Source organism: Aldersonia kunmingensis (genome assembly GCF_001646865.1).
GTDB lineage: Bacteria > Actinomycetota > Actinomycetes > Mycobacteriales > Mycobacteriaceae > Aldersonia > Aldersonia kunmingensis.
This window is the reverse complement of sequence record NZ_LRRB01000206.1, coordinates 41,979-68,176: the sequence shown is the minus strand read 5'-3', so window position 1 is coordinate 68,176 and position 26,198 is coordinate 41,979. Positions and strand designations below refer to the sequence as shown.

At 65.1% G+C, this 26,198-nt stretch carries 23 protein-coding genes and 2 tRNA genes; 8 read left to right on the top strand and 17 right to left on the bottom strand.

Features of this window, described 5'->3' with window-relative positions; all coding sequences use genetic code 11:
• Together A8G08_RS16355 and A8G08_RS16350 are read right to left on the bottom strand one after the other, a co-directional pair.
• Positions 1–867 (bottom strand): rhomboid family intramembrane serine protease (locus A8G08_RS16355; protein ID WP_084436369.1); only part of this gene is annotated, 867 nt, incomplete at its 3' end.
• 10 nt (positions 868–877) lie between these two features.
• Positions 878–1,405, bottom strand: coding sequence for a peptidylprolyl isomerase (locus A8G08_RS16350; protein WP_068276188.1), 528 nt, complete (start codon positions 1,403–1,405; stop codon positions 878–880).
• A 131-nt stretch (positions 1,406–1,536) separates the two neighbouring features.
• Here A8G08_RS16350 and A8G08_RS16345 point away from each other — a divergent pair, with 131 nt between their 5' ends.
• Together A8G08_RS16345 and A8G08_RS16340 are read left to right on the top strand one after the other, a co-directional pair.
• Positions 1,537–2,010, top strand: a complete 474-nt coding sequence (locus A8G08_RS16345) for a hypothetical protein (RefSeq protein WP_068276185.1) — start codon at positions 1,537–1,539, stop codon at positions 2,008–2,010.
• A gap of 117 nt (positions 2,011–2,127) precedes the next feature.
• Positions 2,128–3,072: a M56 family metallopeptidase gene (locus A8G08_RS16340; protein ID WP_068276182.1), complete on the top strand. Its 945-nt coding sequence runs from the start codon at positions 2,128–2,130 to the stop codon at positions 3,070–3,072.
• 35 nt (positions 3,073–3,107) lie between these two features.
• Here A8G08_RS16340 and A8G08_RS16335 read toward each other — a convergent pair whose 3' ends face one another.
• The 3 genes from A8G08_RS16335 to A8G08_RS16325 form a co-directional block, all read right to left on the bottom strand.
• Complete coding sequence (locus A8G08_RS16335; RefSeq protein WP_068276179.1) at positions 3,108–5,342, bottom strand: MMPL family transporter; 2,235 nt, start codon at positions 5,340–5,342, stop codon at positions 3,108–3,110.
• A gap of 117 nt (positions 5,343–5,459) precedes the next feature.
• The gene (locus tag A8G08_RS16330; protein WP_068276177.1) at positions 5,460–6,263 is read right to left on the bottom strand and encodes an ABC transporter permease; all 804 of its coding nucleotides are present in this window, start codon (positions 6,261–6,263) and stop codon (positions 5,460–5,462) included.
• A complete protein-coding gene (locus A8G08_RS16325; RefSeq protein ID WP_068276174.1) occupies positions 6,260–7,285 on the bottom strand; it encodes an ATP-binding cassette domain-containing protein in 1,026 nt (341 codons plus the stop codon). The genes A8G08_RS16330 and A8G08_RS16325 overlap by 4 nt, the downstream gene beginning before the upstream one ends.
• A gap of 482 nt (positions 7,286–7,767) precedes the next feature.
• On the opposite strand from A8G08_RS16325, the gene A8G08_RS16320 reads away from it, so the two are divergent.
• Positions 7,768–8,589 carry a DUF5602 domain-containing protein gene (locus tag A8G08_RS16320; protein ID WP_068276171.1) on the top strand — a complete coding sequence of 274 codons (822 nt, stop codon included), beginning with the start codon at positions 7,768–7,770 and terminating at the stop codon, positions 8,587–8,589.
• A 41-nt stretch (positions 8,590–8,630) separates the two neighbouring features.
• Here the strand turns inward: A8G08_RS16320 and dinB are convergent, their stop codons facing one another.
• Together dinB and A8G08_RS16310 are read right to left on the bottom strand one after the other, a co-directional pair.
• The gene (dinB, locus tag A8G08_RS16315; protein WP_068276168.1) at positions 8,631–9,896 is read right to left on the bottom strand and encodes a DNA polymerase IV; all 1,266 of its coding nucleotides are present in this window, start codon (positions 9,894–9,896) and stop codon (positions 8,631–8,633) included.
• Positions 9,897–9,940: 44 nt separating this feature from the next.
• Entirely contained in the window at positions 9,941–10,633 is a 693-nt protein-coding gene (locus A8G08_RS16310) for a hypothetical protein (protein WP_084436365.1), read from the bottom strand.
• 100 nt (positions 10,634–10,733) lie between these two features.
• On the opposite strand from A8G08_RS16310, the gene A8G08_RS16305 reads away from it, so the two are divergent.
• Both A8G08_RS16305 and A8G08_RS16300 read left to right on the top strand, forming a co-directional pair.
• Positions 10,734–11,066 (top strand): ArsR/SmtB family transcription factor, encoded by a 333-nt coding sequence (locus A8G08_RS16305; protein ID WP_068276165.1) that lies wholly within the window; start codon positions 10,734–10,736, stop codon positions 11,064–11,066.
• Complete coding sequence (locus tag A8G08_RS16300) at positions 11,063–11,545, top strand: SRPBCC domain-containing protein (RefSeq protein ID WP_068276162.1); 483 nt, start codon at positions 11,063–11,065, stop codon at positions 11,543–11,545. The genes A8G08_RS16305 and A8G08_RS16300 overlap by 4 nt, the downstream gene beginning before the upstream one ends.
• 82 nt (positions 11,546–11,627) lie before the next feature.
• Here the strand turns inward: A8G08_RS16300 and A8G08_RS16295 are convergent, their stop codons facing one another.
• The 10 genes from A8G08_RS16295 to dnaA all read right to left on the bottom strand — a co-directional run bounded on the left by A8G08_RS16295 (position 11,628) and on the right by dnaA (position 24,528).
• On the bottom strand, positions 11,628–13,130 hold the full coding sequence (locus A8G08_RS16295; protein WP_068276159.1) for a flavin-containing monooxygenase: 1,503 nt from the start codon (positions 13,128–13,130) through the stop codon (positions 11,628–11,630).
• A 97-nt stretch (positions 13,131–13,227) separates the two neighbouring features.
• Positions 13,228–13,300: transfer RNA gene (locus A8G08_RS16290), tRNA-Ala, on the bottom strand.
• A 163-nt stretch (positions 13,301–13,463) separates the two neighbouring features.
• Positions 13,464–13,537: transfer RNA gene (locus A8G08_RS16285), tRNA-Ile, on the bottom strand.
• 103 nt (positions 13,538–13,640) lie between these two features.
• The gene (locus tag A8G08_RS16280) at positions 13,641–14,471 is read right to left on the bottom strand and encodes a DUF3566 domain-containing protein (RefSeq protein ID WP_187344476.1); all 831 of its coding nucleotides are present in this window, start codon (positions 14,469–14,471) and stop codon (positions 13,641–13,643) included.
• Positions 14,468–16,987, bottom strand: coding sequence for a DNA gyrase subunit A (gene gyrA / locus A8G08_RS16275; protein ID WP_068276154.1), 2,520 nt, complete (start codon positions 16,985–16,987; stop codon positions 14,468–14,470). Before gyrA ends, A8G08_RS16280 begins: the two co-directional genes overlap by 4 nt.
• Positions 16,988–17,067: 80 nt before the next feature.
• Positions 17,068–19,092: a DNA topoisomerase (ATP-hydrolyzing) subunit B gene (gene gyrB / locus A8G08_RS16270; protein ID WP_068276152.1), complete on the bottom strand. Its 2,025-nt coding sequence runs from the start codon at positions 19,090–19,092 to the stop codon at positions 17,068–17,070.
• Between the two features lie 265 nt (positions 19,093–19,357).
• Positions 19,358–19,969, bottom strand: coding sequence for a DUF721 family protein (locus A8G08_RS16265; RefSeq protein WP_084436363.1), 612 nt, complete (start codon positions 19,967–19,969; stop codon positions 19,358–19,360).
• Positions 19,966–21,171 (bottom strand): DNA replication/repair protein RecF, encoded by a 1,206-nt coding sequence (gene recF / locus A8G08_RS16260; RefSeq protein WP_068276149.1) that lies wholly within the window; start codon positions 21,169–21,171, stop codon positions 19,966–19,968. The genes A8G08_RS16265 and recF overlap by 4 nt, the downstream gene beginning before the upstream one ends.
• A gap of 5 nt (positions 21,172–21,176) precedes the next feature.
• Positions 21,177–22,361: a DNA polymerase III subunit beta gene (gene dnaN, locus A8G08_RS16255; RefSeq protein ID WP_068276145.1), complete on the bottom strand. Its 1,185-nt coding sequence runs from the start codon at positions 22,359–22,361 to the stop codon at positions 21,177–21,179.
• A 562-nt stretch (positions 22,362–22,923) separates the two neighbouring features.
• Positions 22,924–24,528 (bottom strand): chromosomal replication initiator protein DnaA, encoded by a 1,605-nt coding sequence (dnaA, locus tag A8G08_RS16250; protein ID WP_425394569.1) that lies wholly within the window; start codon positions 24,526–24,528, stop codon positions 22,924–22,926.
• Positions 24,529–25,301: 773 nt separating this feature from the next.
• Here dnaA and rpmH point away from each other — a divergent pair.
• Genes rpmH through yidD form a run of 3 tightly spaced genes read left to right on the top strand, consistent with a single transcriptional unit; the run spans position 25,302 to position 26,198 of the window.
• Positions 25,302–25,445: a 50S ribosomal protein L34 gene (gene rpmH, locus A8G08_RS16245; protein ID WP_005516618.1), complete on the top strand. Its 144-nt coding sequence runs from the start codon at positions 25,302–25,304 to the stop codon at positions 25,443–25,445.
• 31 nt (positions 25,446–25,476) lie between these two features.
• The gene (gene rnpA, locus A8G08_RS16240) at positions 25,477–25,857 is read left to right on the top strand and encodes a ribonuclease P protein component (RefSeq protein WP_068276139.1); all 381 of its coding nucleotides are present in this window, start codon (positions 25,477–25,479) and stop codon (positions 25,855–25,857) included.
• Positions 25,854–26,198 carry a membrane protein insertion efficiency factor YidD gene (gene yidD / locus A8G08_RS16235; RefSeq protein WP_068276134.1) on the top strand — a complete coding sequence of 115 codons (345 nt, stop codon included), beginning with the start codon at positions 25,854–25,856 and terminating at the stop codon, positions 26,196–26,198. Before rnpA ends, yidD begins: the two co-directional genes overlap by 4 nt.

The following is a 26,198-nucleotide window of genomic DNA, read 5'->3' as shown; positions in this document are numbered from 1 at the left end:
AACCAAGGCGATCAGTCCGACCGCGGCCAGCGCCGACCAGCCGATCACACGCTGCGCGGCAGGCGTACCGCTGGGGCGAAGCCAGCCCGGTACGAAAAGCAATGCCACTGCGGCCGCGGTACCAGCGGCGAGACCGCCGAGGTGGCCCCACAGCGATATGCCCGGGGTGGCCACGCTGATGACGACGTTGATCACGATGATCGCGATGATCGGGCCGGGATTCTGGCGCAGCCGCAAAAGAATGATCCCGAGCGCACCGAACAGACCGAAGATTGCGCCGGAGGCGCCCGCAGTGACGGCATTCAGTTCGAGCGCCATGACCGCCGCGGAGCCACCGAGCAGGCTCACGAAGTAGACGAGGGTGTACCGGGAGCGGCCGAGCACGCGCTCGATATCGCGCCCCACGATCCACAGCGCGAACATGTTCACCGCGAGGTGCAGCGCGCCGTAATGCAGGAATCCACTGCCGATAAGCCGGAACAGTTGGCCGTCGGCCACCGCGGGCGGCCACAGCGCCCAGTCGCGGAACAGCTGCGACCCACGGTCGTTTTCGATGACGCTGCCGGACTGAAGGACGGTGATCGCGTAGACCACGACGTTGATCGCGATGAGCGCGTAGGTGACGACGGGTGTGAAACCGGTCGACATCGTGGCACCGGCGACGGTGCGCGGAGCGCGGACGGTCGCCGCACCGGCACGAACACAGTCGACACACTGGTACCCGACCGCCGCCTCACGCAGGCACTCCGGGCATGCCGGTCGCCCACACCGGACACAGGTCAGTCCGGTGGGGCGATCCGGGTGCCGGACGCAACCAGGCAATGGCTGCGAACCGTGTGGATTCGGGTATCCGCCTGGTTGGTTCACGCGAGTTGTTTCAGGAAATCGTGATGCTGTTGATCACCACGTCGTCCTTCGGCCGGTCGCGGAAGTCGACGGAGGTGTTCGCGATCGCGTCGACAACCTGCTGCGAAGCCGGGTTGACGACCTCACCGAAGATCGTGTGCCGGCGGTTCAGGTGCGGCGTCGGGCCGACGGTGATGAAGAACTGCGAACCGTTGGTGCCCGGTCCCGCGTTCGCCATGGCGAGCAGGTACGGACGGTCGAACTGCAGCTCGGGGTGGAACTCGTCGCCGAACTGGTAACCCGGGCCACCGGCGCCGGTTCCGGTCGGGTCGCCGCCCTGGATCATGAAGCCCGAGATGACGCGGTGGAACACCGCACCGTCGTAGAACGGTCCATCGCCGGTGCCCTGCGCGTTCTGGGTGGTGTAGTCCTGCGAGCCATCGGCGAGGCCGACGAAATTCGCGACAGTCTTCGGCGCGTGGTTGCCGAACAGGGCGATCTCGATGTCGCCATGGTTGGTGTGCAGCGTTGCCGTAGCGGTCTTGTTAGGGGAAGTCACGCCCTTATCGTGCCACTCGCATCGCGCCCGCTTGCGCGCGATCCGGCAGTCGGCGGTATCAACCGAGTCGAAGTCGGCCCGCCAACAGCCGGATCACGTAAAGGGCCGTCGATCTATGGAATGGTGGGGACATGGGGCGCAGGAACGTCAAGACCACAGCAGTCGAAACACTCGAAGTGCCCAAGTCGGCGCTGACCTACTCGAGCGCGCTGGGCAAAGTCGGCTCCGGCGCAGCCGATCTTGGCAAGGCGACGGGAATCCTCGCGCTGCTCGCGACCCGCGATGCAGTAGCACTGGGGAAGTCCGGAATCGACAAGGCAGTCGCCGCCGGTAATCGCCGCACCGCCGCCAAGGTTGGCCGCGCGGCCGCGGCTCCGGTGGTCGCCACCGGATCGGGCGCAAACCACACCACGCGCAATCGACTCATCCTCGGCGGTGTCGTTGTCGCTGCGCTGGCCGTGGGCGGATTCGCATTCCGATGGCTGCGCAGCCAGAACGAACTGCCGGAGCCGGCGGCAGCGCCACCGTCGGTACGCGATGTGAGCACCAATGGTTCCGTGCCCACTGCAGCACGACCGGCCGGCCGGAACCCTTCGCTCAACTGACGCCGCGATAGTTCGGCGCGCCTAACCTCTCGATCCACATTTTCGCGGGCCAGGTCCGCGATTTCTCGGGCACCATGGAGTCATGTCCTGCCCGTTCCGTGCAGCGTTGCACGAGCGATGATTCACGCGGCCGAGAACATTGCGGTCGTGGTGGCGGCGATCGCCACCATGGCGGCGCTGTTCGTCCGGTCCTGGCAGTACCGCAGCCCGCACGTCTCGGTGTTGTTGTGGCAATCGGCGGTGGTCTCGTTCGGGCTCGGCCTCGTCGGGCTGCTACTCGCGGTCGGACTGTCCCCGGATCTCGGTGCGCCTGCCCCGGCGCTCGGTTCGATCTGGCGAGTCGGCTCAACCGACCTGCACCCATTGCGCTGGCTTGCGATCGGCGCGGCCGCGGCGCTGGCCTGCTGGATCGTTTTCACCGTTGTCGCGCTCGCCTGGCAGACCACCCGGCGGCGTATGCGCGTGCGTTCGCTCCTCGCACTCGTCGGCACCCACGACGATGAGGTGGACGGCGTTGAGGTGGTCGAGCATCCGGCGCTGGCCGCCTACTGCGTGCCGGGCTGGCCGTCCCGGGTGGTGGTGAGCTCTGGAGCGATCGAGACATTGCGCAAACCCGAATTGCGGTCGGTACTGGCGCACGAGCGCGCCCATGCTCGTGAGCGGCACGACCTGGCGCTGCTACCGATGGTGGCGGCATCCCGCACGCTCGGGGGGTCACGGCTGGGCTGTGCGATTCGCGCCGAGGTGATGCTGCTGGTGGAGATGTGCGCGGATGAGTCCGCCGCACGCGAATGCGGTCGGCGCGAGTTGTCGCGCGCACTGCGGCGCTTCGGCGCACACGGGACTCACGCTCCGGACGGCGCGCTCGCTGCCACCGGCGGAGGCCCGGTTGAGCACCCCACCGGGGTCAGCCCGCAACCGCCGACTCCAGCGGTCGCGTCCCGCTGTGCTCGGCTCGAAAACCCGCCGGAACCGCTGCCGAGTTGGGCGGTCGGGCTATCGCTGGCGGTTTCGGTAGGCCTGCTCGCGCTGCCGATGTTGCTGATGCTGGTCCGGCTCTAACGCCGCCGCGCAGGGCGTGCGCGGCAGCGCCTGTGTCAGTCCTTGCCCGAAGCGAGCTTCGACGGCCACCAGATGAACTTGCCGATGTCCGCACCCAGGGCCGGCACCAGCACACTCCGCACGATGATGGTGTCGAGGAGCACGCCGAAGGCGACCGCGAAGCCAACCTCGGCAAGGAACACCAGCGGCAGCGTGCCGAGCACCGCGAAGGTGGCCGCGAGCACGACACCGGCGGAGGTGATGACACCGCCGGTCACCGCGAGACCGCGACGAATGCCATCGCGAGTGCCGTACTCGAACGTCTCTTCACGCACGCGAGTCATCAAGAAGATGTTGTAGTCGATCCCGAGCGCGACGAGGAAGACGAACGCGAAGAGCGGGAACGATTGGTCTGATCCGGCGAACCCGAATACGTGCTCGAAGAAGAACGCGCTCACGCCCAGCGCCGCGACGAACGACAACACGACGGACGCAATGAGCAGGACCGGCGCGACCAGCGCGCGGAGCAGCACCGCGAGCACGATGAAGATCACGGCGAGCACGATCGGGATGATCAGGTTGCGGTCGTGGATAGCCGCAGCCTGCACGTCGACCGTCTCGGCGGTGCTACCGCCGACGAGCACATCCGCATTCGGGATCGCGTGCAGTTCCCCGCGCAGTCGCTTGATCGTCTCGACCGCCTCGGCCGAGTCGTACGGGTCCACGAGGATCGCATTGACAATCGTCCGGCCGTCGATCGGCTGGACCTGTAGTTGTGGCGGCAGGCATCCCGAAACCGAACCCTCCGGCGGCGCGCCGCCGAACTGCTTGGCCAGGTCGGCGAGCTTCGCGATATCCGGCTGGATGCACACCGATCCCGCAGCCTTCGAGACGCCCGGATCCTCTTGTGCGACGCGGATGACGTCGTCGACTGCGTCGGTGTTGGTAAGGATCACCGCCGGTGCACCGGCACCCCGATCGAAGCTGGCGTCATAGAGCTTCTGGCCGACGATGGCGTCCGGCTCATTGGTGAAGCTCTCCATCGAGGAGAGGCCACTGGTATCGAGCATCGTCATGCCGAGTGCGCCGATGAACAGGATTGCCGTGGCACCGATCCAGGCGGGCCTACGCCGGTTCACGACGGTGTTGGCGATCTTGCCCCAGTAGCCGTGCGTGGCCAGGTCGGTCATGTGGTCCGTCCGCGGGATACGCGGCCAGAACACCCAGCGCCCGACCGCGGCGAGCGCAACGGGAAGGAAGGTCATCATCACGATCACGGTGCACGCGATGCCGATCGCGGAGACCGGTCCCAGGCCCTTGTTGGAGTTCAGCTCCGAGAAGGTCAGGCAGAGGAGGCCGATCATGACCGTCAGGCCGGATGCGACGATCGCCGACGCGCAACCCTTCCACGCCGCGATCATCGCGTCGAAACGGTTGTCGAACTCGTGCAACTCTTCTCGGTAGCGCGCGATCAACAGCAGCGCGTAGTCGGTTCCGGCACCGATCACCAAGACGGAGAGAATGCCCTGGCTCTGGCCATTCAGGGTGATGATCTCGTTCTTGGCGAGGAAGTAGACCACCATCGACGCGATGCCGAGGGCAAGCACCGCGGACAGCAACGGGAAGATCCACAGGACCGGCGAGCGGTACACCACCAGCAGAATCAGGATCACGACGCCGAGTGCCGCGAACAGCAGTGGCCCGTCGATGGCGCTGAAGACTTCGATGAACGCCGAGAGCAGCCCGGCCGGTCCCGCTGGGTACACGCCGAGACCGTTGTCCTGGCTGACCGCCTGTCGCGCTGCGTCGAGCACGGCGTCCTCGGTGGCCTGCAATTCGTCGCCGGTGACCTCGACGCCATTCGCTTTGCCGATCAGCGGCACCAGAACCGAGGCGGTGGTGTTGTCCTCCGAGAACTGCGGCGCGAGCACACCGGGCGCATCGACCCCAGGCACCTTCGCGACGGCCACCTGTGCTGCGGCGATATCGGCGCGGTCCGCCTCGGTCAGGCCCGAATCACGGTTGAAGACAACAAATCCCGGCACGTTCCGGATCGTCAGGAACTTGTCGGCCTCTTTGCTGGCCAGGGTCGATTCAGCCGAGCCGGGCAGGAACGCCGCGTTGTCGTTCTTGGAGACCTCCGACAGTTTGGCCTGGAACGAACCACCGAAGCCGCCGAGGAAAAACACCACGATCGCGAAGGCGACCGCCGTGAACACCGGCCATCCGCGCCGCGGCCGAGGCGGGGTCTCGCCGCTAGTTGTTGCGGCGTCCGTCGCCGTGCGATCCATCGGTGATCTCCTCGCCTCAGGTTGCCGCAAGCGTAGTTCCGGAGGTGGAAACGCCCGATTCCACCCCCGACGACGACCCCGTCCACAACGTGGCAGACGGGGTCGTGCGCGAATTCCTCAGCGGCTCACTGCCTTCTTGTAGCGGTTGATCGCCAAGGGCACGAAGACGATGAGGATGAGCACCGTCCAGATCAGTGACGCGAGGATCGCGTTCTGCATAGGCCAGGCGTCCGGAACCGGCATCGACGGGCTGGTGTTTCCCATCAATTCTCGGGTGGCCTGGGTGACGGCCGATATGGGGTTCCAGTTCGCGATGGTCTGCAGGGCGGGGGGCAGCTGGCTGGTGTCGACGAAGGTGTTTGCGACGAAGGTGAGCGGGAAGATCACCATGAAGCTCGCGTTGTTGTACACCTCCGGCGTGCGGATCCACAGGCCCACAACGGCCATCACCCAGGACAGCGCATAGGCGAAGAAGAGCAGCAGCGCGAAGCCGGCCAGCGCCTCGAGCAGGGACGATCGGATCCGCCAGCCGACGAGCAGGCCGGTTATCGACATGACCACGAGGCTGATGATGTTGATCAGCACGTCACTCGCCGTCCGGCCGGTGAGCACCGCGGACGACGCCATCGGCAGGGAGCGGAACCGGTCGATGATGCCTTTCTGCATGTCCTCGGCCAGCCCGAGCCCGGTCCAGCTGGCGCCGAATACGACGGTCTGCACAAAGATTCCGGCGATCAGGAACTCGCGATACGACATCCCGGGGATCTCGATCGCACTGCCGAAGATGTAGGCGAACAGCAGGACGAACATCACCGGCGAGAGCAACGTGAAGACGATGAGGTCGGGCACGCGCTTGATCTTGATGAGGTTCCGTTTGGCGATCGTGGTGCCGTCGGTCGCGGCCATCATTACGGCGTTCATCGGGAAAGCTCCCTTTCTTTACGATCGGCGACTGCCTTACGGCCGGTGCCGCGATCGCCCTGCTCGGAGTCCTCGTCTGCTTCTTCGGTGCTGTGGCCGGTGAGCGCGAGGAATACGTCATCGAGAGTGGGCCGGCGCAGGCCGACGTCGTGCAGTTTGATGCCGCGGTCGTTGAGCAGTGCGATCGCGTCCACCAGCGACGACGAGCCTCCGCTGATCGGAACGGTGAGCCTGCGCGTGCCCGGGTCGGCGTGAATGTCACCGCAGGACAACCGCTCGAGGGCCTGCCGCGCTGTCTGCAACTCGGCCTGATCGGCGACGACGAGTTCGATGCGCTCGCCGCCGACGCGGTCCTTCAACTCATCGGCGGTGCCGCGTTCGATGATCGTGCCGCGGTCGATCACCACGATCGAGTCGGCCAAGCGGTCGGCCTCCTCCATGTACTGCGTGGTGAGGAGCAATGTGGTGCCGCCCGCGACCAACTCGGAAATCACGTCCCACAGGTCGAGCCGCGCACGCGGGTCGAGTCCAGTGGTTGGTTCGTCGAGGAAGAGCACGCGCGGGTTGGCGACGAGCGCGCCGGCGAGGTCAAGGCGGCGGCGCATACCGCCGGAGTAACCCTTGACCGGCCGATCGCCGGCCTCGGCCAGATCGAACCGCTCGAGGAGTTCGCGCGCGCGAGCCTTACTTCGTTTGGTGCCAAGGTGGTACAGGCGTCCCACCATTTCGAGATTCTCGAAACCGGTCAGGTACTCGTCGACCGCGGCGTACTGCCCGGATGCGCCGATTCGTTCGCGCAATTGGCGCGGCTCGGCGAGAACGTCGATACCGGCGACGGTGGCGCGCCCGGAATCGGGAACCAGGAGCGTGGTCAGCACGCGGACCGTGGTGGTCTTCCCTGCCCCATTCGGTCCCAGCATCGCCAGCACCGACCCTTCCGGGACGGCGAGGTCGATCCCATCGAGCGCTGTCACTTTTCCGTACCGCTTGACCAGGCCTTCGGCAAAGATTGCGTCGGTCATGCCATTTCCTCCCGTGGGGGGATTCGTTCGCTTTCGGAGTCTTCGGTGACGAGCCTGCCCGGTATTGCGGTCAACGAGTGTCCGCGTTTCGGATGTCCCTTTCGCCGCTTTCTCCCTGTCTCAACCTTCTATCGAAACGTCGAATACAGCCACTAGTTTTCGACATCCATCCTCCGCTCGTGGTCTGACAACTTCTTGGACGAATGCGAAGCAGCACAGCCATTCCGTCCGCGCCCGCGAGCGGCGAATTGTCGGCAAACAAATCCACGCAATAAGCCCAACTGAAGCGCCTGAAACGCGCATTATGGGCGGGTCACAGATTTGCTGTGACGAAGCTCGTCCGACTCGGGGATCGTGTGGGCTTCACGTTGTTACGGGTCGGGCGCAGCAGTGCGGCCGGCACCATGCGGCCGCACGGCCGCATGGGCGCGACATTTTCATCACCGGTGCCCAGCGTCCTCCCCTTCAGAGGTGACTCCCCGATGCGTTCTCCCACTTCCCGCCGTACCGCAGGGTTGGTGCTGGCCGCTGCCGCGGCACTGACTCTCCCTCTCGCCTGTAGTAGCGACGACAACAACGAGCCCGAAACGTACTTCGGTCCTTCCGCGGACCTGGGCGACGGGACTGTCAAGGCATTCACCATCGTCGATGCCGACGGCAATGCCACCGATGTCGGTGTCCGGATGTCCGCCGATGCATTGAATGGCCTGACCACCGAGGTGATCACCGATCCCCTGTCCCCACCGCCCGGCGTGATGCACATGGTCGACTTCCCGGACCAAGCTTCGGAGACCGTATTCGATCACGTCATGGTCGACTGGAACGCGCAGGGCCATGAGCCACCCGGGGTATTCGACAAGCCGCATTTCGACATCCACTTCTATCTGACCGATATGGCGTCACTAACGGAAATCAACCCGGCCAACCCGGAGTTCGCGGCACAGGCCGCGAATCTTCCTGCCCCGCAATATGTTGCGCAGGACTATGTACCGGTGCCCAACGGGGTCGTGCCCGCGATGGGGGCGCATTACGTGGATAGCACCGAACCGATCGTGCCCGGCCAGCCGTACGACTTCACTGAGGTTCTGCTGACCGGTGCGTGGAACGGGGAGAACACCTTCATCGAGCCGATGATCACCCGCGACTACCTGCTCACCAAGCCGACGGTGAACGAACAGATCAAGCAACCCGAGTCTTACCAGAAGTCCGGGCTCTACCCGCAGACGTACTACATCAATTTCGACGAGGAGACGCAGGAGTACGTCATCGGGCTCGGCGGCCTCACCGCGCAGACGGCGTCGTAACAGCGCAGATGCAGTCCTGAGCCCTGTGCCGCTGCCGCCGGTCAATCCGGTAGCAGCGGCACACTGATGCCCTGGTCCCGACCCAGCAGCACGGCCCGGGTGACCACGGTACTGCCGAACCGATCGCGCAGGCTGTCGAGCGTGGTGTCGAGCGAACCACCGGCGTACGGGTCGAACGGCAGCACGAGTTGCACCGCGCCGTCGTCGTCGAGGTTGGTGAGGGTCAGCCCGACCAGAGTGCAGCCACGTTCGTGAATCATCGGCAGCGCGTCCTCGAGCAAACGCCGTGCCGCGGTGAGGATCGTCTGCGTATTGGCGGTGGGTTCGGCCAGGGTGTGTGACCGCGTCGCACGACCGAAATCGTCGAATCGAAGCCGCAGCACCACTGTTCGGCAGACCCGCTCGGCCGCGCGTATGCGTTTGCCCAGCCGGTCGGCGATACCGGCGATCATCGCCTCGAGTTCGTCATCCGCACGGTGACGGCGGCCGAGCGCCCGCTGCGAACCGATCGACCGGCGGCGCTTCCCCGTCTCCACTCGACGCGGATCCTGCGCCCAGGCCAACGCGTACAGATGCCGCGCCGATCCCCGCCCGAGGATGGAGACCAGGCCGCGCTCGCCGACATGCGCCAGCTGGCCGACGGTGGTGATGCCGTGATCGCGCAGTTTCGCTGACGTCACCACACCAACGCCCCACAGACGTTCCACCGGCAACGGATGCAGAAAGTCCAGCTCGCCACCGGCCGGAACCTCCAGTAGTCCATCCGGTTTCGCAACAGCGCTGGCGACCTTCGCTACGAATTTCGAGCACGCGACGCCGACCGTGATCGGCAGTCCTACCTGATCGCGTACGTCGTCGCGGAGCTTGCGCGCGATGTCGATCGGCGGGCCGGCAATCTTGCGCAGGCCGCCGACGTCGAGAAAGGCCTCGTCGATCGAGATGCCCTCGACGATCGGCGTGGTCTGCGAGAAGACCTCGAAGACCGCCTTGCTCGCCTCCGAGTAGGCGGCCATGCGCGGCCTTACGACGATCGCCTGCGGGCACAACTCCAACGCCTGCCGGCCACCCATCGGCGTCCGCACCCCGTACGCCTTCGCCTCGTAACTCGCCGCGAGCACAACGCCGCCACCAACGATCACCGGGCGACCGCGCAGGCTCGGATCGTCACGTTGCTCGACGGAGGCGTAGAACGAATCCAGGTCGGCGTGCAGGATGGTCGCCTCGGCACGCGTCCGGATACGATCGCGGCCGCGTTTGCCCGACTCACCCCTGCTTTTATCCGACTGACCGCTGTCCGACACGAACATATGTTCGCATCAGTGTCCGACAGGACAGCTGACCTGCGCTCGAACTAGTCCGCGCGCCCGGTGTAGAACGCCTCGACCACAGCCTGCTGGGTCAGTGCGCCCGAGTCGTTGCCGTAATCGACGGTCCACGTCGCGAGGGATTGATTGATCCCGTCGTCGGATCGCTCACCCCAGATCGCGGCAGTTTCACTTGCGGCGCAGCTGTAGTAGACGACGTAGCCGGGTTCGACCTGCGGTGCGGGTGACGTACCCCCGACGCGCAGCCGGCACCGATCGCCGTTCTCCAGAATCAAGGCGATCGGCCGCGGGTCGGTCAGTGCGCCGACCTGCGCGAATTGACCCGTCGTCGTGTACTCGACGACCGTGTTGGAGAACGGATCCACCAGGCACAAGGCGCGCCCAGCGTCTGCCGATGCGAAGCATGCGTCGGCGATGGCGGTGTTCGGCGGACAGAGCAAAACGTCGTTGCTCCGCGCGCTCGGCGACGGCTCTGGACGCGAGCAGTCGATCGGCGGCGCGGATGCTTTGTGCTCGACGGACCACCCCTTGGCCGGATGACCGCCGGCATCGACGGGACGTAGCACCGTTGTCTTCGTAACGCTTTGCGGCACAACAGATGTCACCGACGGGTCGGCAGCGGATACGAAATTCGCCTGCACCTCCCGGTCGGCCGCTCCACACCCGGTCACCGCGGTCGTCAGCACCGCCAAAAAGGCAGCGGCGATCGCCCTTTGCATCTCCTTGCTCCCCTCGTGAGCTTCCCCCCGCGCACGAAACGTCAAGTCTGCCAGCGTCGGTTGGTTGACATCCCCTCGGGATCGCGCAATACTGAACTGGATGGTTCAGTATTTGGGTCTCGACACCTCCTTCGCAGCACTCGCCGACCCCACAAGGCGGGGAATCCTCGAGCAGCTGCGGCGGGGACCGGCGTCGATCACCGAGCTCGCCGAGCGTTTCGACATGACCCTCACCGGCATGAAGAAGCACGTGGCGCTGTTGGAGGACGCCGGCATGGTCATCACCGAAAAGCGGGGCCGGGTGCGGTACTGCCGCCTCGGGGACAACCCGCTCGATCGGGAGGCCGCCTGGCTCCTCGACTACCGCACGGTGGTGAAGGAACGGCTGGATCGTCTCGAACAATTCCTCGAGCGAACGGAGCAGGATCGATGACCTCGCAGAAGAACGACGAGTATCAGATGACCACGCCCGGCGAACGGGACATCCACGTCGAACGCGTATTCAACGCCTCCCGCGACCGCGTCTGGGCCGCCTACACCGAGTCCGAACTGCTGGCGCAATGGTGGGGCCGCGGCAACAAGCTCGATGTCGAGAAGTGGGAGTTCGAGCGCGGCGGGCACTGGCGCTTCGTCGAGCATCACAAGGATGGCATCGACGGTTTCGAGGGCCGCTTCCGCGATATCGCCGCCAAGGACTACTCCTACGAGCAGACCTTCGAATGGGACGGCATGCCCGGCCACCCGTGCATCGAATCCGCGAAGTTTGTCGACCTCGGCGATGGCCGGACGAAGGTCGTCCTCGACGACGTGTTCTTCACGAAGGAAGAACGCGACGGCATGATCCAGTCCGGGATGGAAGGCGGGATGAACGAATCCTTCGCCGCCCTCGACGCTTTGCTCGCCCGCGCCTGAGCGGATCGATCGACTGTGCCGCGAATGGTTTCACGGGAAACGATCCGGGCGACGTCCTGAGTCAGCACGCACCAATCGCGAGCTAGGCGTACGCGTAGTCGTCGAGCGGGAAGTTGTTCGCCTCGCGGAATGCATTGATCGTCGACGTCGGCCGCAGGATCACCGCCTCGCCGTGCGGGTTGAAGTAGTAGCTGTTCGAGGTGGCACACGAGCCGAGGTGGAACACCGAGTCGCCGAGGCGCTCGGTCATCCGATCCAGGAACTCCGCGTTGGCCTCCTCGGTCACCTCGAACGTGCTCGCACCACGGCGGCTCAGCTCCTTGAGCAGCCGCCGGATGTGGCGCATCTGCGATTCGATCGTGGTGAAGTACGACAGCCCGCTGTACGAGTACGGGCTTGCCAGTGTCAGGAAGTTCGGGAAGTGCGGCACTGCAACACCCTCATAGGCCTGGAACCGATTGTCGCGCCACCACTTTCCTAGGTTGCGACCGTCCCGCCCGATCACCTCGATCGCCGGGAAGTTCACGTCCCACAGGTTGAACCCGGTGGCCAGGATCAAGGTGTCGATCTCCGTGCGACCACCATCGGCGGTGACGATCGCGTCCGGCTCGATCCGCTCGATCCGCTCGGTCTCGAGATGGACGTGCGGTGCGTTGAAGGTGCGGAAGTACTCGTTGGAGAACGTCGGCCGCTTGCAGCCGAAGTCGTAGTCCGGGGTGAGCTTCTCGCGCAGCTTGGGATCGCGAACCTGTGCGCGCAGATGTGCTTTTGCAAGCAACGCGGCGGCGTGGTTGAACACCTTCGCCTGCCGGAAGTGCAGCACGCTGGTCACCATCATCGCCTCGAGCATGGCCGTGTTCGCGAGCCGCGCGACCTGCTGGGTGAGCGGCACCCGCGCGAACAGCTCCTGCACCACACCGGGAATGGGCGTGTCGACCTTCGGCACCACGTAGATCGGTGTGCGCTGGAAGACGGTCAACTCGTCCACCTGGCGCGCTACTTCGGGCACGAGTTGCACTGCGGTGGCACCCGTCCCGATCATCGCGGCACGGTGGCCGTGCAGGTCGAACGAGTCGTCCCAGTCCGCGGTATGGATGATCTTTCCGGCGAACGTGTCGATACCCGGGATGTCCGGCGTGTGCGGCTGCGACAAGAAACCGGTGGCGGTGAGCAGGAAACGTGCGGCAACAGGCTCGCCCTTGTCCAGCGCCACCACCCAGTGTTGTGCTTCCTCGTCCCAACGCGCGCCTTGTACGGACGTGGAGAACCGCATGTGCCGGCGCAGGTCGTAGGTCTCGGCGACGTGGTCCGCGTAGCGCTTGAGCTCATCGCCGCGCGCAAACAGCCTCGACCAGTACGGATTGGGTTCGAACGAGTACGAGTAGGTCAGGGACGAGATATCCACAGCGAGCCCGGGATAGCGGTTGACGTGCCAGGTGCCGCCGAGATCGTCTTCACGCTCAACGATGACGATGTCATCGATTCCCAAGCGCTTCAGTGCGATCGCGGCACCCATGCCGCCGAAGCCGGCACCGACGATGACCGCCTCGTGCTGGGGCAAACTTACTGTTACCTTGGGTTTCATATATCCTCCCTCGAGGGGAGGCTAGCACCGCAAAGGGGCTATGCCCAGAGAATTCGAACGAGATTTCAATGGCCGAACGGCCGAACATGCGAGTGGGTGGAGCCTAGGGGAATCGAACCCCTAACCCCTGCCTTGCAAAGGCAGTGCTCTGCCAATTGAGCTAAGGCCCCTTGACCAATGATCCAGTGCGATCAGCCGGTCGTGGCATCGTGCCAGACATCGGACTTTCCCTGCTGCGAGCGCAGCTTGATGAGTCCGATAAGCACGACTACCGCGGCACCCAGAGTGAGGACAATTTTCATGTCATCCACCCTACGTGGGACTGCCGGGGAGTGGGCCTAGGAGGACTTGAACCTCCGACCTCTTCGTTATCAGCGAAGCGCTCTAACCGCCTGAGCTATAGGCCCGTACCAGTTCCGGTGGCATTTTCACCACCCTGAACCGAGGCAGAAGATTACCGCACCGGGGCGCGAAGAACCAAAACGGCCCCGGGCGGTACTTCTGGGATGGCTAGTCCGGATCAGCGAGGGTTACCTGGATCCCGCCGACCAGGTCCGTGCACTGGTTGTAGATGAACGATCCGATCGTGGCGAGCGCCGTCAGCAGCACCGCATTGATCAGCCCGATGACCGCGGCATAGCCGAAGACCTGACCTGCGGAAATCAGCCCGTCAGACGACCCGTCGGAGACGATGTCGGTGAACGCGTTGTTGAGCCGCTCCCAGACGCCCATCCCGTCGAGGACGCCGTAGAGCAGACCGACCGCGACCATCCACACCAGGAACAGCGCGGCAGATATGACCAACGACACTTGCAGTGTCGTCCACGGGTCGATGCGGCGCAGTTGAACGGTCGCGCGCAGCGGATCAGGGGTTGCCGCTGCGGCAACAGACGCGGAACCACGAGCCGGCGTGTACATCGGCAGGTCCGGGTCAACGGACCCGGGATGCCGCGCCGCCGACAGATCCGGCATGTCCTTGTTCAGCTGCGGGCGAGCCAGGTTGCGCGTCGGCCCGTCGATGACCGCGGCCTTCGTGCGATTGACCTGCTTCTGCGCCGCCCGCTCGACCTCGCTCGGAGTCCGGCCGCGGCTCGGGACACCGTTGCCGCCGGACGCAGGACGACCTACCACCGGCGCCGTACCGGGCCGCTGCAGGTTCGTTTGCGGTTCCTGCTTCCACGGCGGCTGACCGGGGCCCTTTTCCTGAGCCTGGCCGGGCACGTTGTGGATTGCCTCCGTCGGCTGCTGCCCTACAGCCCCCGCCTCGGATGACTGCCCCCGAGGGGTCACGTCCTCACCGGAAAGACGAGCAGCGTCGTTCGGGTGGTTCGGAGTGCTCACTTGGACTCCTTGGCTGGGTCGGCGCCGTTCTGCGCCACCTCGTCGGGCTCGTCGGCATTACGTGCTATTTCGAGCAGCGTGTCACCCTCCCCGAGATTCATCAACCGCACTCCCTTGGTCTGTCGGCCGGCCTTACGAACCTGCTTCGCGGCCGTGCGGATGACACCGCCTCCCGATGTGATCGCGTACAACTCGTCATCATCGTCGACGATGACGGCGCCGACCAGGCTGCCACGCTTCGGGTCGTACTGGATCGTCAGCACGCCCTTCCCGCCGCGCCCCTGTGCGGTGTACTCCTCGATCGCGGTCCGCTTGGCGTAACCACCGGCCGTCGCGACGAGCAGGTAGGTCTCCTCGCGGACGACGTTGAGCGAAAGCAGCTCGTCATCCTCGTTGAACCGCATGCCCTGGACACCGGACGTCGCCCGGCCCATCGGGCGCAGCGCCTCGTCGGTCGCGGAGAACCGGATCGACTGCCCCTTGGCGGAGACCAGCAGCAGGTCCTCCTCCGCCGAGCACAGCACGGCGCCGACCAGTTCGTCTTCACCGCGCAGGTTGATCGCCACGATGCCGCCGGAGCGATTGGAGTCGAAGTCGGTGAGCTTGGACTTCTTGACCAGACCGTTGCGGGTGGCGAGCACCAGGTACGGCGCATCCTCGTAGGACTTCAGCTTGATGACGCCCTGGATGCGCTCGTCGGGCTGGAATGCGAGCAGGTTCGCCACGTGCTGACCACGCGCGGTTCGGTTGGCCTCCGGCAGCTCGTACGCCTTGGCCCGATACACCCGGCCCTTGGTGGTGAAGAACAACAGCCAGTCGTGCGTCGAGGTGACGAAGAAGTGGCTGACAATGTCGTCCTGCTTCAGCCCCGCACCCTGCACGCCCTTGCCGCCACGCTTCTGCGAACGGTAGAGATCAGTCTTGGTGCGCTTGGCGTAACCGGTTTCGGTGATCGTGACGACAACGTCCTCGCGGGCGATCAGATCCTCGTCGGTCACATCGCCGTCAGCCGCGACAATCTTGGTGCGCCGCTCGTCGCCGTACTTCTCGACGATTTCCCCGAGCTCGTCGCGAACGATGGCACGCTGTCGCTCCGGCTTGTCGAGAATGTCCTTGAGGTCGGCGATCTCGGCCTCGATCTTGGCCAACTCGTCGATGATCTTCTGCCGCTCGAGGGCAGACAGGCGACGCAGCTGCATATCCAGGATCGCGGTGGCCTGGATCTCGTCGATTTCGAGCAGATCCATCAAGCCGGTGCGCGCGGTCTCGGTGTCCGGCGAACGGCGGATGAGCGCGATGACCTCGTCAAGCGCGTCAAGCGCCTTGACCAGGCCACGCAGGATGTGGGCCCGCTCCTCCGCCTTGCGCAGCAGGTAGCGGGTACGCCGGACGATGACGTCCAACTGATGCTCGACGTAGAGCCGGATCATCTGATCGAGACGCAGCGTGCGCGGCACGCCGTCCACGATCGAGAGCATGTTCGCACCGAAGCTGGTCTGCAGCTGGGTGTGCTTGTAGAGGTTGTTCAGCACCACCTTGGCAACCGCGTCGCGCTTGACCGTCACCACGATCCGCATACCCGCGCGGTCCGAAGACTCGTCGTGGATGTCAGAGATGCCGGCAATCTTGCCGTCCTTCACCTGCTCGGCAATGCCGTTGATGAAGTTGTCGGTGTTGACCTGGTACGGCAGCTCGGTGATGACAATCGTGGTCCGGCCACGGTTGTCCTCTTCGATCTCCACGACACCGCGCATACGGATCGACCCGCGACCGGTGGTGTAAGCGTCATGGATGCCCTGGCCACCGACGATCAGGCCGTAGGTCGGGAAATCCGGGCCCTTGACCCGCTCCATGCACGCCGCCAGCGTGGCTTCCTCGTCGGCGTCGAAGTTCTCGAGCGCCCAGTAGATCGCCTCGGCGAGCTCGTTGAGGTTGTGCGGCGGGATGTTCGTCGCCATACCGACCGCGATGCCGCCGCTGCCGTTCATCAGCAGGTTCGGCACACGGCTCGGCAGAACCGTCGGCTCCTGCGAGCGGCCGTCGTAGTTTGGGATGAAATCGACTGTCTCGTGGTCGATTTCGCGCAGCATCTCCATCGCGAGCGGCGTCAGCCGGCACTCGGTGTACCGCATCGCGGCCGCCCCGTCGTTGCCGCGGGAACCGAAGTTGCCCTGGCCGTCGACAAGCGGGTAACGCAGCGACCACGGCTGGGCCATGCGCACGAGGGTGTCGTAGATCGACGCGTCGCCGTGCGGGTGGTAGTTACCCATCGTCTCGGCGACCGGGCGCGCGGACTTCACGTAGCCGCGATCGGGGCGGTAGCCGTTGTCGTACATCGCGTAGAGCACCCGGCGGTGCACAGGCTTGAGCCCGTCGCGGACGTTGGGTAGCGCCCGGCCCACGATCACGCTCATCGCGTAATCGATGTAGCTGTTCTGCATCTCGTGCTGAATGTCGACAGGCTCGATGCGATCGCCCGAGGTTCCCCCGGTCGGTGGCAGCGTGGTGTCGGTCATGAAATCTCCTTAAGGGTCGTGCGCACGGATTGGAATCCGTTGCGCACGCGCGCGAAATTCATTCGTGTCACGCGGGGCGCCTACACATCGAGGAAGCGAACGTCCTTGGCATTACGGGTAATGAAGCTGCGCCGCGCCTCGACGTCCTCGCCCATCAGGATCGAGAACAGTTCGTCGGCGGCCGCGGCGTCATCGAGCGTCACCTGGCGCAGCACCCGGACCGCGGGGTCCATCGTGGTCTCCCACAGTTCCTTGGCATTCATCTCGCCGAGACCCTTGTAACGCTGTACGCCGTCGTCCTTGTTGATCTTCTTGCCCCCGGCCAGCCCGGCCTCGATCATCCCGTCACGCTCGCGATCGGAGTACGCGAACTCGGGTTCGGACCGCTGCCATTTCAGCTTGTACAACGGCGGCTGCGCGAGATAGACGTGGCCGTGTTCGACGAGCGGACGCATGAAGCGGAACAACAGGGTCAACAGGAGCGTGGAGATGTGCTGACCGTCCACGTCGGCGTCGGCCATCAGCACGATCTTGTGATAGCGCAGCTTTGCGATGTCGAACTCGTCGTGGATACCGGTGCCGAACGCGGTGATGATCGACTGCACCTCGTTGTTCTTGAGGACGCGGTCGATGCGGGCCTTCTCGACGTTGATGATCTTGCCGCGCAGCGGCAGGATCGCCTGGTACATCGAGTCGCGGCCAGACTTGGCCGAGCCACCGGCGGAGTCACCCTCCACGATGTAGATCTCGGACTTGCTCGGATCCTTGGATCGGCAGTCGGCGAGCTTGCCCGGCAGACCGCCGAGGTCGGTCGCGCTCTTGCGGCGCACCAGCTCACGAGCCTTGCGCGCAGCCATTCGGGCCTGGGATGAGGACACCGCCTTGTTGACGATCGTCTTCGCGTCAGCCGGGTTCGCCTCGAACCAGTGCGCGAGGTGCTCGTTGCAGGTGCGCTGCACAAACGACTTGACCTCGGTGTTGCCGAGCTTGGTCTTGGTCTGGCCCTCGAACTGCGGTTCCGCGACCTTCACGCTGACGATCGCCGCGAGACCCTCGCGGATGTCGTCGCCGGTGAGCTTGCCGTCCTTCTCCTTGAGCAACTTCTTGTCCAGGGCGTACTTGTTCACCACCGTGGTCAGCGCCGCGCGGAAGCCCTCTTCGTGCGTGCCGCCCTCGTGCGTGTTGATCGTGTTGGCGAACGTGTGCACCGACTCGCTGTAGCCGGAGTTCCACTGCATGGCGACCTCGAGCTCATGCCCGGTGCCCTTCCCGGTGAAGCCCACAACGGAGTTGTGAATCGACTGCTTGGTGCGGTTGATGTGGCGGACGAAGTCCTCGAGGCCACCCGGGTAGTGGTAGGTGCGGGACTTGACCTTGTGCACGGGCGCCTCGCCCTCTGCCTTCGGCGCTTCCGCGGTCTCGCTCACCACTTCTTCGGTGATGTCATCATCACTGACGCGCTCGTCGGTGAAAGTGATCGTCAGGCCTCGGTTAAGGAACGCCATCTCCTGCAGGCGGCGCGACACCGTCTCGAAGTTGTAGACGGTGGTCTCGAAAATATTGGGATCGGCCCAGAACCGGATGGTGGTACCTGTCCGCTTGGTCGCGTCGCCCTGCTCGAGCTCGCCGGGTACCGCGTCCTTGTACACCTGGTTCCAGTGGTAGCCGGCGTTGTCGATCTCCACCTCGAGGCGGCTGGAGAGCGCGTTCACCACGGAGATGCCGACACCGTGCAGACCACCCGAGACCGCGTAGGACTCGGAGTCGAACTTGCCGCCGGCGTGCAGCTGAGTCATGACCACCTCGACGGTGGGCACACCGGAGGCATGCATTCCGGTGGGAATGCCGCGGCCGTCGTCGACGACCTGCACGCCACCGTCGGCGAGCAGTGTCACGTCCACCTGGGTCGCGTGACCGGCCATCGCCTCATCGACAGAGTTGTCGACGACCTCCCAGATCAGGTGGTGCAGACCGCGCTCGCCGGTGGAGCCGATGTACATGCCGGGGCGCTTGCGGACCGCCTCGAGTCCCTCGAGGACGGTGATGGACGAGGCGCCGTATTCGCTCTTCGCGCCGTCGCTCTTGCCAGATTTCTGCGCAGCCACTCTCCCCGGTTCTCCTTCTCGACTCGTCCACTTCCCGGCGCGATGGCGCAGCGGCGATCCACGGCGCTCACACGCAGGAAGGTCGGCTCGGCGCCGGTATCTCTCATCCTACTGGTACGTAGGGGTAGTAGCGGTACCTTGACACCCCGGGAAGCCGCCTGACTGGCCCGCAGGCGCAATTTCGGACGACTTTCCGAGACCGGATGTGGGTCACGCTCGTTTCTGCGGCCACTCGTGTTGTCCGCCCCCACGACTGCCGGCCGCGTCAGCCATAGGTGTCGCGCGGCCCTCGACCGGGGATATGCCGGTCACCCTTGCGCCAACTCGGCGCCGCGGGCCCAGTGATCCGCAACCCCGTGACCACGCCATCTCCTACCGCGGCAGCGATCTTGGCGAGGATCTGCGGCTGCAGTAGCCGCAGTTGCGTCGCCCAGGCCGTCGATTCCGCGGACACGTGCAAAACCCGCTCCCGCAGCGCGGTCGGCGCGCAGTGACTGGCCACATCGGTTCCAACCACCGCCGGCCACCGACCGAAAACGGTTCCCTCCGCGAACTTGTCCGACCATCCGGCACTGCGCGCCATCCCCGACACCAGGCTGCCGAGCATCTGTGGGTCTCGGTTATCCGGACCAGGCCCCGACCAGCCGCGTGAACGCCGCACGGCCGCCGGACGGGCCTTCCGTGGCGAGGCCTTTCCCTGACCGACCGCTTTCCCGCTGGCGCGCGCCTGGGCTCGGGCCTCCTCGAGGGCGCGCCGGGCGATATCGCTGCCGGAAGGAGGCGATGGACTCGCGGAATTGGCAGTGTTCTCTCCACCGGCTGCGCCCGTTGCATTCTCCGCGGAACGCTGCTCGGATGCGCTGTCGTCAGGATTCACCTACTGACCTCCTCCGCACCATCACCGACCACGAGCCGGGACACTCGGCCCGATTCCATGGTCGTGGTCTCCACTCCGATCCGGGTCGCCTCGAGTTCCCCAGGCACGTCCTCGGGGACCGCTGCGGTCATCAGCACCTGCTCCGCACCTGCCGCGACGGCAGCCAACGCACTGCGTCGACGCCGGTCCAATTCGGCAAATACATCGTCGAGCAACAGTACGGGCTCGGCCCCTTCGACACGCAGCAACTCGAAGGATGCGAGGCGCAAAGCCAGTGCGAACGACCAGGATTCGCCGTGACTGGCGAACCCCTTCGCTCCCGTGTCGCCGAGCACGAGGTCGAGGTCGTCGCGATGCGGACCGACCAGGCACACCCCGCGCTCGAGTTCACGTGGCCGGGCCACGGCGAGTTGCTGTAGGAAGATCGCCTCGAGCAGTTCGCGGTCATCGGGTGCCGGCTCCCGCGCCGGATCGAGGAATTCCGGCGGCAGCCCATCACCGAGGCTGCTGCGGTATCGCACGGTCGCCGGACGTGACTCCGGCGCGATCGAGCGATACGCCTCCGCCAGCTGCGGCTCGAGCACCCCGACCAGGCGTAACCGCTCGAGGAGCAACTCGGCGCCATGCGTGGCGAGGTGTCCGTCCCAGACGTCGAGCGTGCTCAGTTCTGCTTCACCCGAGCGAGCGCGCCCGCGGCCGGCGGTTTTCAGGAGTGCGCCGCGCTGGCGCAGCACCCGGTCGTAGTCGGCGCGAACCGCGGCGATCCTGGGTCTACGAGTGGTGGCGAGTTCGTCGAGAAATCGGCGTCGTTCGGACGGGTCGCCGCGAACCAAGGACAGATCCTCGGGCGCGAACAGCACCGTGCGCAGAATTCCGATAATTTCGCGCGGTCGCCGTGCCGGCGAACGGTTGATCCTGGCGCGGTTGCCCGCGCCGCTGTTCAGCTCGACATCGACGGTGAGTTCACGACCCTCGTTCACCACGGTCGCCCCGACCCGGGCCTGGCTGGCGCCCTGCCGAATCAGCGGTGCGTCCGCCGCGACCCGATGGCTCGAGAGCGACGCCAGATACCCGAGCGCCTCGAGGATGTTGGTCTTGCCGTTCCCATTCGAGCCGACGAATACGGTCCGTCCCGGCTCGAGCGAAATGTCGAGCTCGGGCCAGGACCGGAAGTCGGCCAGCGACAGCCTGCGTACGAACACCGGCCTCAGCCGGGCAGACGTACCGGCATGAGCAGATAGGTGTAATCGCGGTCGGGTGCCGGGAACGTGCCGGAGGCATCCGGGGTCAGCTCGGCATCGTCGGCGGACTGCAGCACCGCGGGACGGCTAGGCGTGGTGAACCCGAATGACACCCGCGGGGTGTGCAGCGCAGTCAACCCGTCGGTGAGGTAGCCCGGGTTGAAGGCGATGGTCAGCGGCTCGCCGTAGAAGTCGGCCTCGAGGCGTTCCTCGGCCTTGCCGGCATCGTCGCCACCCGCGGTGAGCCGCAGCCCGTCCGCGGAAAACTCGAGACGCACCTGTGCCCCACGCTCGGCAACCAGGGCGACACGCTTGATCGCGTCGATCAGCGGTGCGACCTCGACGAGAGCCATCGAGGTGTGCTCCTTGGGCAGCAGCTGCCGGAACTTCGGGAATTCCGCATCGAGCAGCCGGGTGGTGGTGCGCCGACCCTCGTTGACGATGCCGAGGAGGCCGTCGCTGCCGATCGCCGAACCGCTGCCGAGCGCGAGTTCGACCGCCGAATCCGATGTTCCGACAAGGGTTTTCGCGGTTTCCGACAGAGTGCGGGCCGGGATCAGGACAGCGGTGGTCACGTCGGGACGCGCCGGGTCCCAGGTCAGCTTGCGCACTGCGAGGCGGAATCGGTCGGTCGCGGCAAGAACCACGTCACCGCCCTCGATCTCGACCCGGATACCGGTGAGCATGGGAAGCGTGTCGTCCTTGCCGGCCGCGACAGCGACCTGGCCGACTGCCTCGGCAAACAGTTCCTGCGCGATTCCGCCGGTGCGCTCGGGCAGTGCCGGGAGCTGCGGGTAGTCCTCGACCGGCATGGTCGGCAGCGAGAACTTGGCACTGCCACACGTGATCAGCACGCGAGCGCCATCGACCGCCACGTCGACCGGCTTGGCCGGTAGCGCCTTGGTGATGTCGGCGAGCAAGCGGCCCGAGACCAGCACCTCGCCCGGACCCGCGACCTCTGCCGAGAGCCGCATCTGCGCGGACACCTCGTAGTCGAATCCCGAAACCGAGAGCCCGTTGTCATCCGCGACGAGGAGCACTCCACCGAGCACGGGAACCGGCGGCCGTGACGGGAGACTGCGCGCCACCCAGGCCACTGCATCCGCGAAATCCTCTCGAGCAACTCGGAACTTCATGCTCGCAGAGTCCATCGGTCGAGGATTCCTCTCGGTCGGGTGTGTGGTTGGCACGCCATCTGGGTAGTTCGGCGGTGAGGGTAACTGCGCGGTTCGCGGTGGCGACTCCCGCCCCGACATGTCACGAGTGGGGTGCTCGCGAGTTGGCACGGACGAAGTCTGTCACGCAGCAGACCAACACGCTATGCGTTCTGGCGGGTTCCGACAAACCGCTCTCCGGGACGCCGGGCGGGCGGTTTTGGCTGTGCACCGGCGCTTGCTCACAACCCTGCTTTTAAGGAGCTTTTCTAGAGATGAAAATCCATCACAGTATTAGGGGGTGTGGAATCTGTGGACTGCCGTCGAACGTGCTGCTCGAGGCCGTGTCGGCTTGGTGATACTTTCGTAACAAACTCGAGGAGCAATCGTCTCCGCTGTGCATTCCTCGAGGTCATTAGCGGTTTTCCTCGAGGATTCCTCGAGGATTCCTCGAGTTCATCCCCAATCTGTCCGCCTTTCTCCACACGCTTATCCACAGGTGTGAATGGCACAAAAAATCCCGCCCCGGACGTCATCCGGAGCGGGATCTGGACTCATGTCAGCGCTTCGAGCGCTGTTTGATGCGCGCGGTGAGTTCCTGCACCTGGTTGTAGATGTGCCGCCGCTCGGCCATCTCCTTGCGAATCTTCTTGTCGGCGTACATAACCGTGGTGTGGTCGCGGCCGAAGGTCTGCCCGATCTTGGGCAGTGACAGGTCGGTGAGCTCGCGGCACAGGTACATCGCGATCTGGCGGGCCTGGGCCAGCGGACGGGATTTGCCGGGCCCGCAGAGGTCGTCGATGGAGATCTTGAAGTACTCCGCGGTGACCGCCATGATCGTCGCCGCGCTGATCTCCACGGCGGAGGTGTCCGGGATGAGATCCCGAAGCACGATCTCGGCGAGGGTGAGGTCCAGTGGCGCCCCGTTGAGCGAGGCGAAGGCTGTCACCCGGATCAGTGCGCCCTCGAGCTCGCGGATGTTGCGTTCGATCCGGCTCGCGATAAGTTCCATCACATCGTCGGGCACATCGAGCCGGTCCATCTGTGCCTTCTTGCGCAGAATGGCGATCCGGGTCTCGAGCTCCGGCGGCTGCACGTCGGTGATGAGGCCCCACTCGAACCGCGTCCGCAGGCGCTCCTCGAGGGTTGTCAGCTGCTTCGGCGGCCGATCGGAGGACACGACGATCTGTTTGTTCGAGTTATGCAGCGTATTGAAGGTATGGAAGAACTCCTCCTGGATACCTTCCTTACCCTCGATGAACTGGATGTCGTCGACGAGCAGCACATCGGTTTCGCGGTAGCGGCGCTTGAACGCCACCTTGCGGTCGTCACGGAGACTGTTGATGAAGTCGTTGGTGAACTCTTCGGTGGAGACGTACTTGACCCGCATGCCGGGAAACAGCCGCTGGGCGTAGTGGCCGGCCGCGTGCAGCAGGTGGGTCTTGCCGAGTCCGGACGCGCCCCAGACGAACAGCGGGTTGTAGGCGCGGGCCGGCGCCTCGGCGATCGCGACCGCGGCTGCATGCGCGAACCGGTTCGACGCGCCGATCACGAACGTGTCGAAGGTGTACTTGTTGTTGAGGGTCGTCGCCCCGCGGTCTGCGGACTGATTGCCGTTCACCGGCCTGGTGAAATACGTCGGCCAGGGCTCGGCGGCGATGGTGTCGACCTCATCGTCGTCGTCGTAGGCGGCAGCGGGCGTGGCATCGAGCCGGCGCCGTTCCCAGTCGGTGGGCGAGTCGTGGCTCTCCGGCGGCAGGGCGAAGCCGGTATCCGAGGTTGTGTCCACGATGGCTGCGACGGGTTGATAACCGTTGTCGGCGGCCTGGCCCTGATGTCCGTTCGAGGCCTGATGCCCGTTCGAGATCGGCTCGCGGGCGGGAGCGGTCGATGCGGCCGCGACGCCGTTGCTCTTCGCGCTGTCGGGTTCATCGGTCTGACGTACCCGGACACCGAGACCTTCGACCCGAGAACCGAGACGCCGGCCGAGTGACTTGAGGATCGGCTCGCGAAGATCGCGTTCCACAGCTTCCTGGGCTAGTTCCGAGGGAACTGCGAGGAGCGCGAAACCTTCGACGACCGACAGTGGAGTGATCAGCCGGAGCCAGGCGCGCTGTGCACCGGAGACCGGCGGGATCGAGCCGTCGGGAGACCCTTGGGTCAGTTCTACGACGACATCCGGCCATACGTCGGACAACAAAGGCCGTTCGTCTTCCACAGCGCATCCTCCCGGGTCGAGTCGTGCGAGAAACCCGCACGCCGTCGTCGTCTCACATCGAGCCGCGGAACGCGCCGTTGCGTTCGCGATCTCCCCGCCCGGCAAAGACTATGCGTCCTGGTCGCTGCGCAGGCTCCGCTCCAACGGTCGCCTTCGGGAACCATGAATGATGCCACCTGAGAGGTATGTCCACACAATTATCCACAGATGTGGAAAACGACAGCACTAGTAATCAGGCTGGAGAAATCTCGAAGAACAAGCCGTTGGCCTGCAGTGTCAGTCGTGCGGACAGCCGAAGGCGTCACGCCCCCCGGGTAGGCACACCGACTGTGGTTAGCAAAGGTCCGTACAGTGCCGTCCGTTGTCCCGCCATCGACGACGGCGGCTACAGCCGCTCTCGCGTCGCGGAAAGGTCGTGTCCGACGGCACACGCATGCAAGCGAACGTAGCAGCGGTATTACGTATACGTTGCGGAAATCACAGATAGGTTCAAGAAGATTCGCCTGGGACCTGGTTTGACCCTACCGGCAGGGCTTCAGTATCCTCGAAAGGTCGCCCTCGATGAGGTGGCCGTTCCGTGCTGACCAGGATCGCTGACATCGCCGCAAGACACCGTCGCGAATCCCGCTAGCCGTCCGGGCCGATCCCATCGCAGGTAGACCAAAGATTTTGTCCATCAGTTAGGGCACCGACAGGTGCCGATATTCGAGGAGTTCACCGTGGCCAAGGGCAAGCGGACGTTCCAGCCGAACAACCGTCGTCGGGCGCGGGTTCACGGCTTCCGTCTCCGGATGCGCACGCGCGCCGGTCGTGCAATTGTCTCGGCGCGTCGCCGCAAGGGCCGCGCCGAGCTGACTGCCTGATAAGGGCTTAAGCACCGCTCGGACGCTCGGGGTGCTTCCTGAGCCGAATCGGTTGCATCATCACGCAGATTTCTCCCGGACGGTGCGCCGCGGCAAACGGATCGGGAGACGTGATCTCGTCGTGCACGGATTCGACTGCTCTGCCAGTGAACCGGTAGCCGACGTGCGATTCGGCGGCCCCAGGTTCGGATTGATTGTCAGTAAGTCCGTTGGGCCGGCCGTCGTCCGTCGTCGGGTGGCGCGCCGGCTTCGGCATGTTTGTGCCGAACTCCGCCCCGGTCTCGCCTCCGATATCGATGTTGTGATTCGCGCTCTGCCGGGCGCGGCGACAGCCTCGTCAGACGAGCTCGAGCGCCAGGTTCGCGGCGGGCTCGCAAAGCTGCAGTTGCTGGACTCGGACGCCGCACGATGAGCGCATCCTCGATCGTGGGATCGGTGCGGGCATTGCCGGCACGGATCGTCATCTTCACGATCGAGTTGTACCGAAACTTCGTCTCGCCGTTGCGGCTTCCAACCTGCCGCTTCACCCCGACTTGCAGTGAGTACGCGGTCACCGCGCTGCGCGAGTTCGGCCTGGTACGGGGTCTGTTCTTGACCGTGGTGCGGCTGGCAAAATGCGCCCCCTGGCACCCTGGTGGGTGGGATCCGGTTCCGGAGCGCAAGAACCGATCCCAGCACGGACATACCTGTGCCCCGCAGACTTCATCCGGCTCGCTCTCTGTAGCGGGCGTGAACGAACAGAGGAGTACCTAG

Bases quoted from the DNA above. Each gene is read 5' to 3' on its own strand.
- A8G08_RS16345 (WP_068276185.1), top strand. From the start codon at position 1,537: ATGGGGCGCAGGAACGTCAAGACCACAGCAGTCGAAACACTCGAAGTG.
- A8G08_RS16340 (WP_068276182.1), top strand. From the start codon at position 2,128: ATGATTCACGCGGCCGAGAACATTGCGGTCGTGGTGGCGGCGATCGCC.
- A8G08_RS16335 (WP_068276179.1), bottom strand. From the start codon at position 5,342: ATGGATCGCACGGCGACGGACGCCGCAACAACTAGCGGCGAGACCCCG.
- A8G08_RS16330 (WP_068276177.1), bottom strand. From the start codon at position 6,263: ATGAACGCCGTAATGATGGCCGCGACCGACGGCACCACGATCGCCAAA.
- A8G08_RS16325 (WP_068276174.1), bottom strand. From the start codon at position 7,285: ATGACCGACGCAATCTTTGCCGAAGGCCTGGTCAAGCGGTACGGAAAA.
- A8G08_RS16320 (WP_068276171.1), top strand. From the start codon at position 7,768: ATGCGTTCTCCCACTTCCCGCCGTACCGCAGGGTTGGTGCTGGCCGCT.
- dinB (WP_068276168.1), bottom strand. From the start codon at position 9,896: ATGTTCGTGTCGGACAGCGGTCAGTCGGATAAAAGCAGGGGTGAGTCG.
- A8G08_RS16310 (WP_084436365.1), bottom strand. From the start codon at position 10,633: ATGCAAAGGGCGATCGCCGCTGCCTTTTTGGCGGTGCTGACGACCGCG.
- A8G08_RS16305 (WP_068276165.1), top strand. From the start codon at position 10,734: ATGGTTCAGTATTTGGGTCTCGACACCTCCTTCGCAGCACTCGCCGAC.
- A8G08_RS16300 (WP_068276162.1), top strand. From the start codon at position 11,063: ATGACCTCGCAGAAGAACGACGAGTATCAGATGACCACGCCCGGCGAA.
- A8G08_RS16295 (WP_068276159.1), bottom strand. From the start codon at position 13,130: ATGAAACCCAAGGTAACAGTAAGTTTGCCCCAGCACGAGGCGGTCATC.
- gyrA (WP_068276154.1), bottom strand. From the start codon at position 16,987: ATGACCGACACCACGCTGCCACCGACCGGGGGAACCTCGGGCGATCGC.
- dnaN (WP_068276145.1), bottom strand. From the start codon at position 22,361: ATGGACTCTGCGAGCATGAAGTTCCGAGTTGCTCGAGAGGATTTCGCG.
- yidD (WP_068276134.1), top strand. From the start codon at position 25,854: ATGAGCGCATCCTCGATCGTGGGATCGGTGCGGGCATTGCCGGCACGG.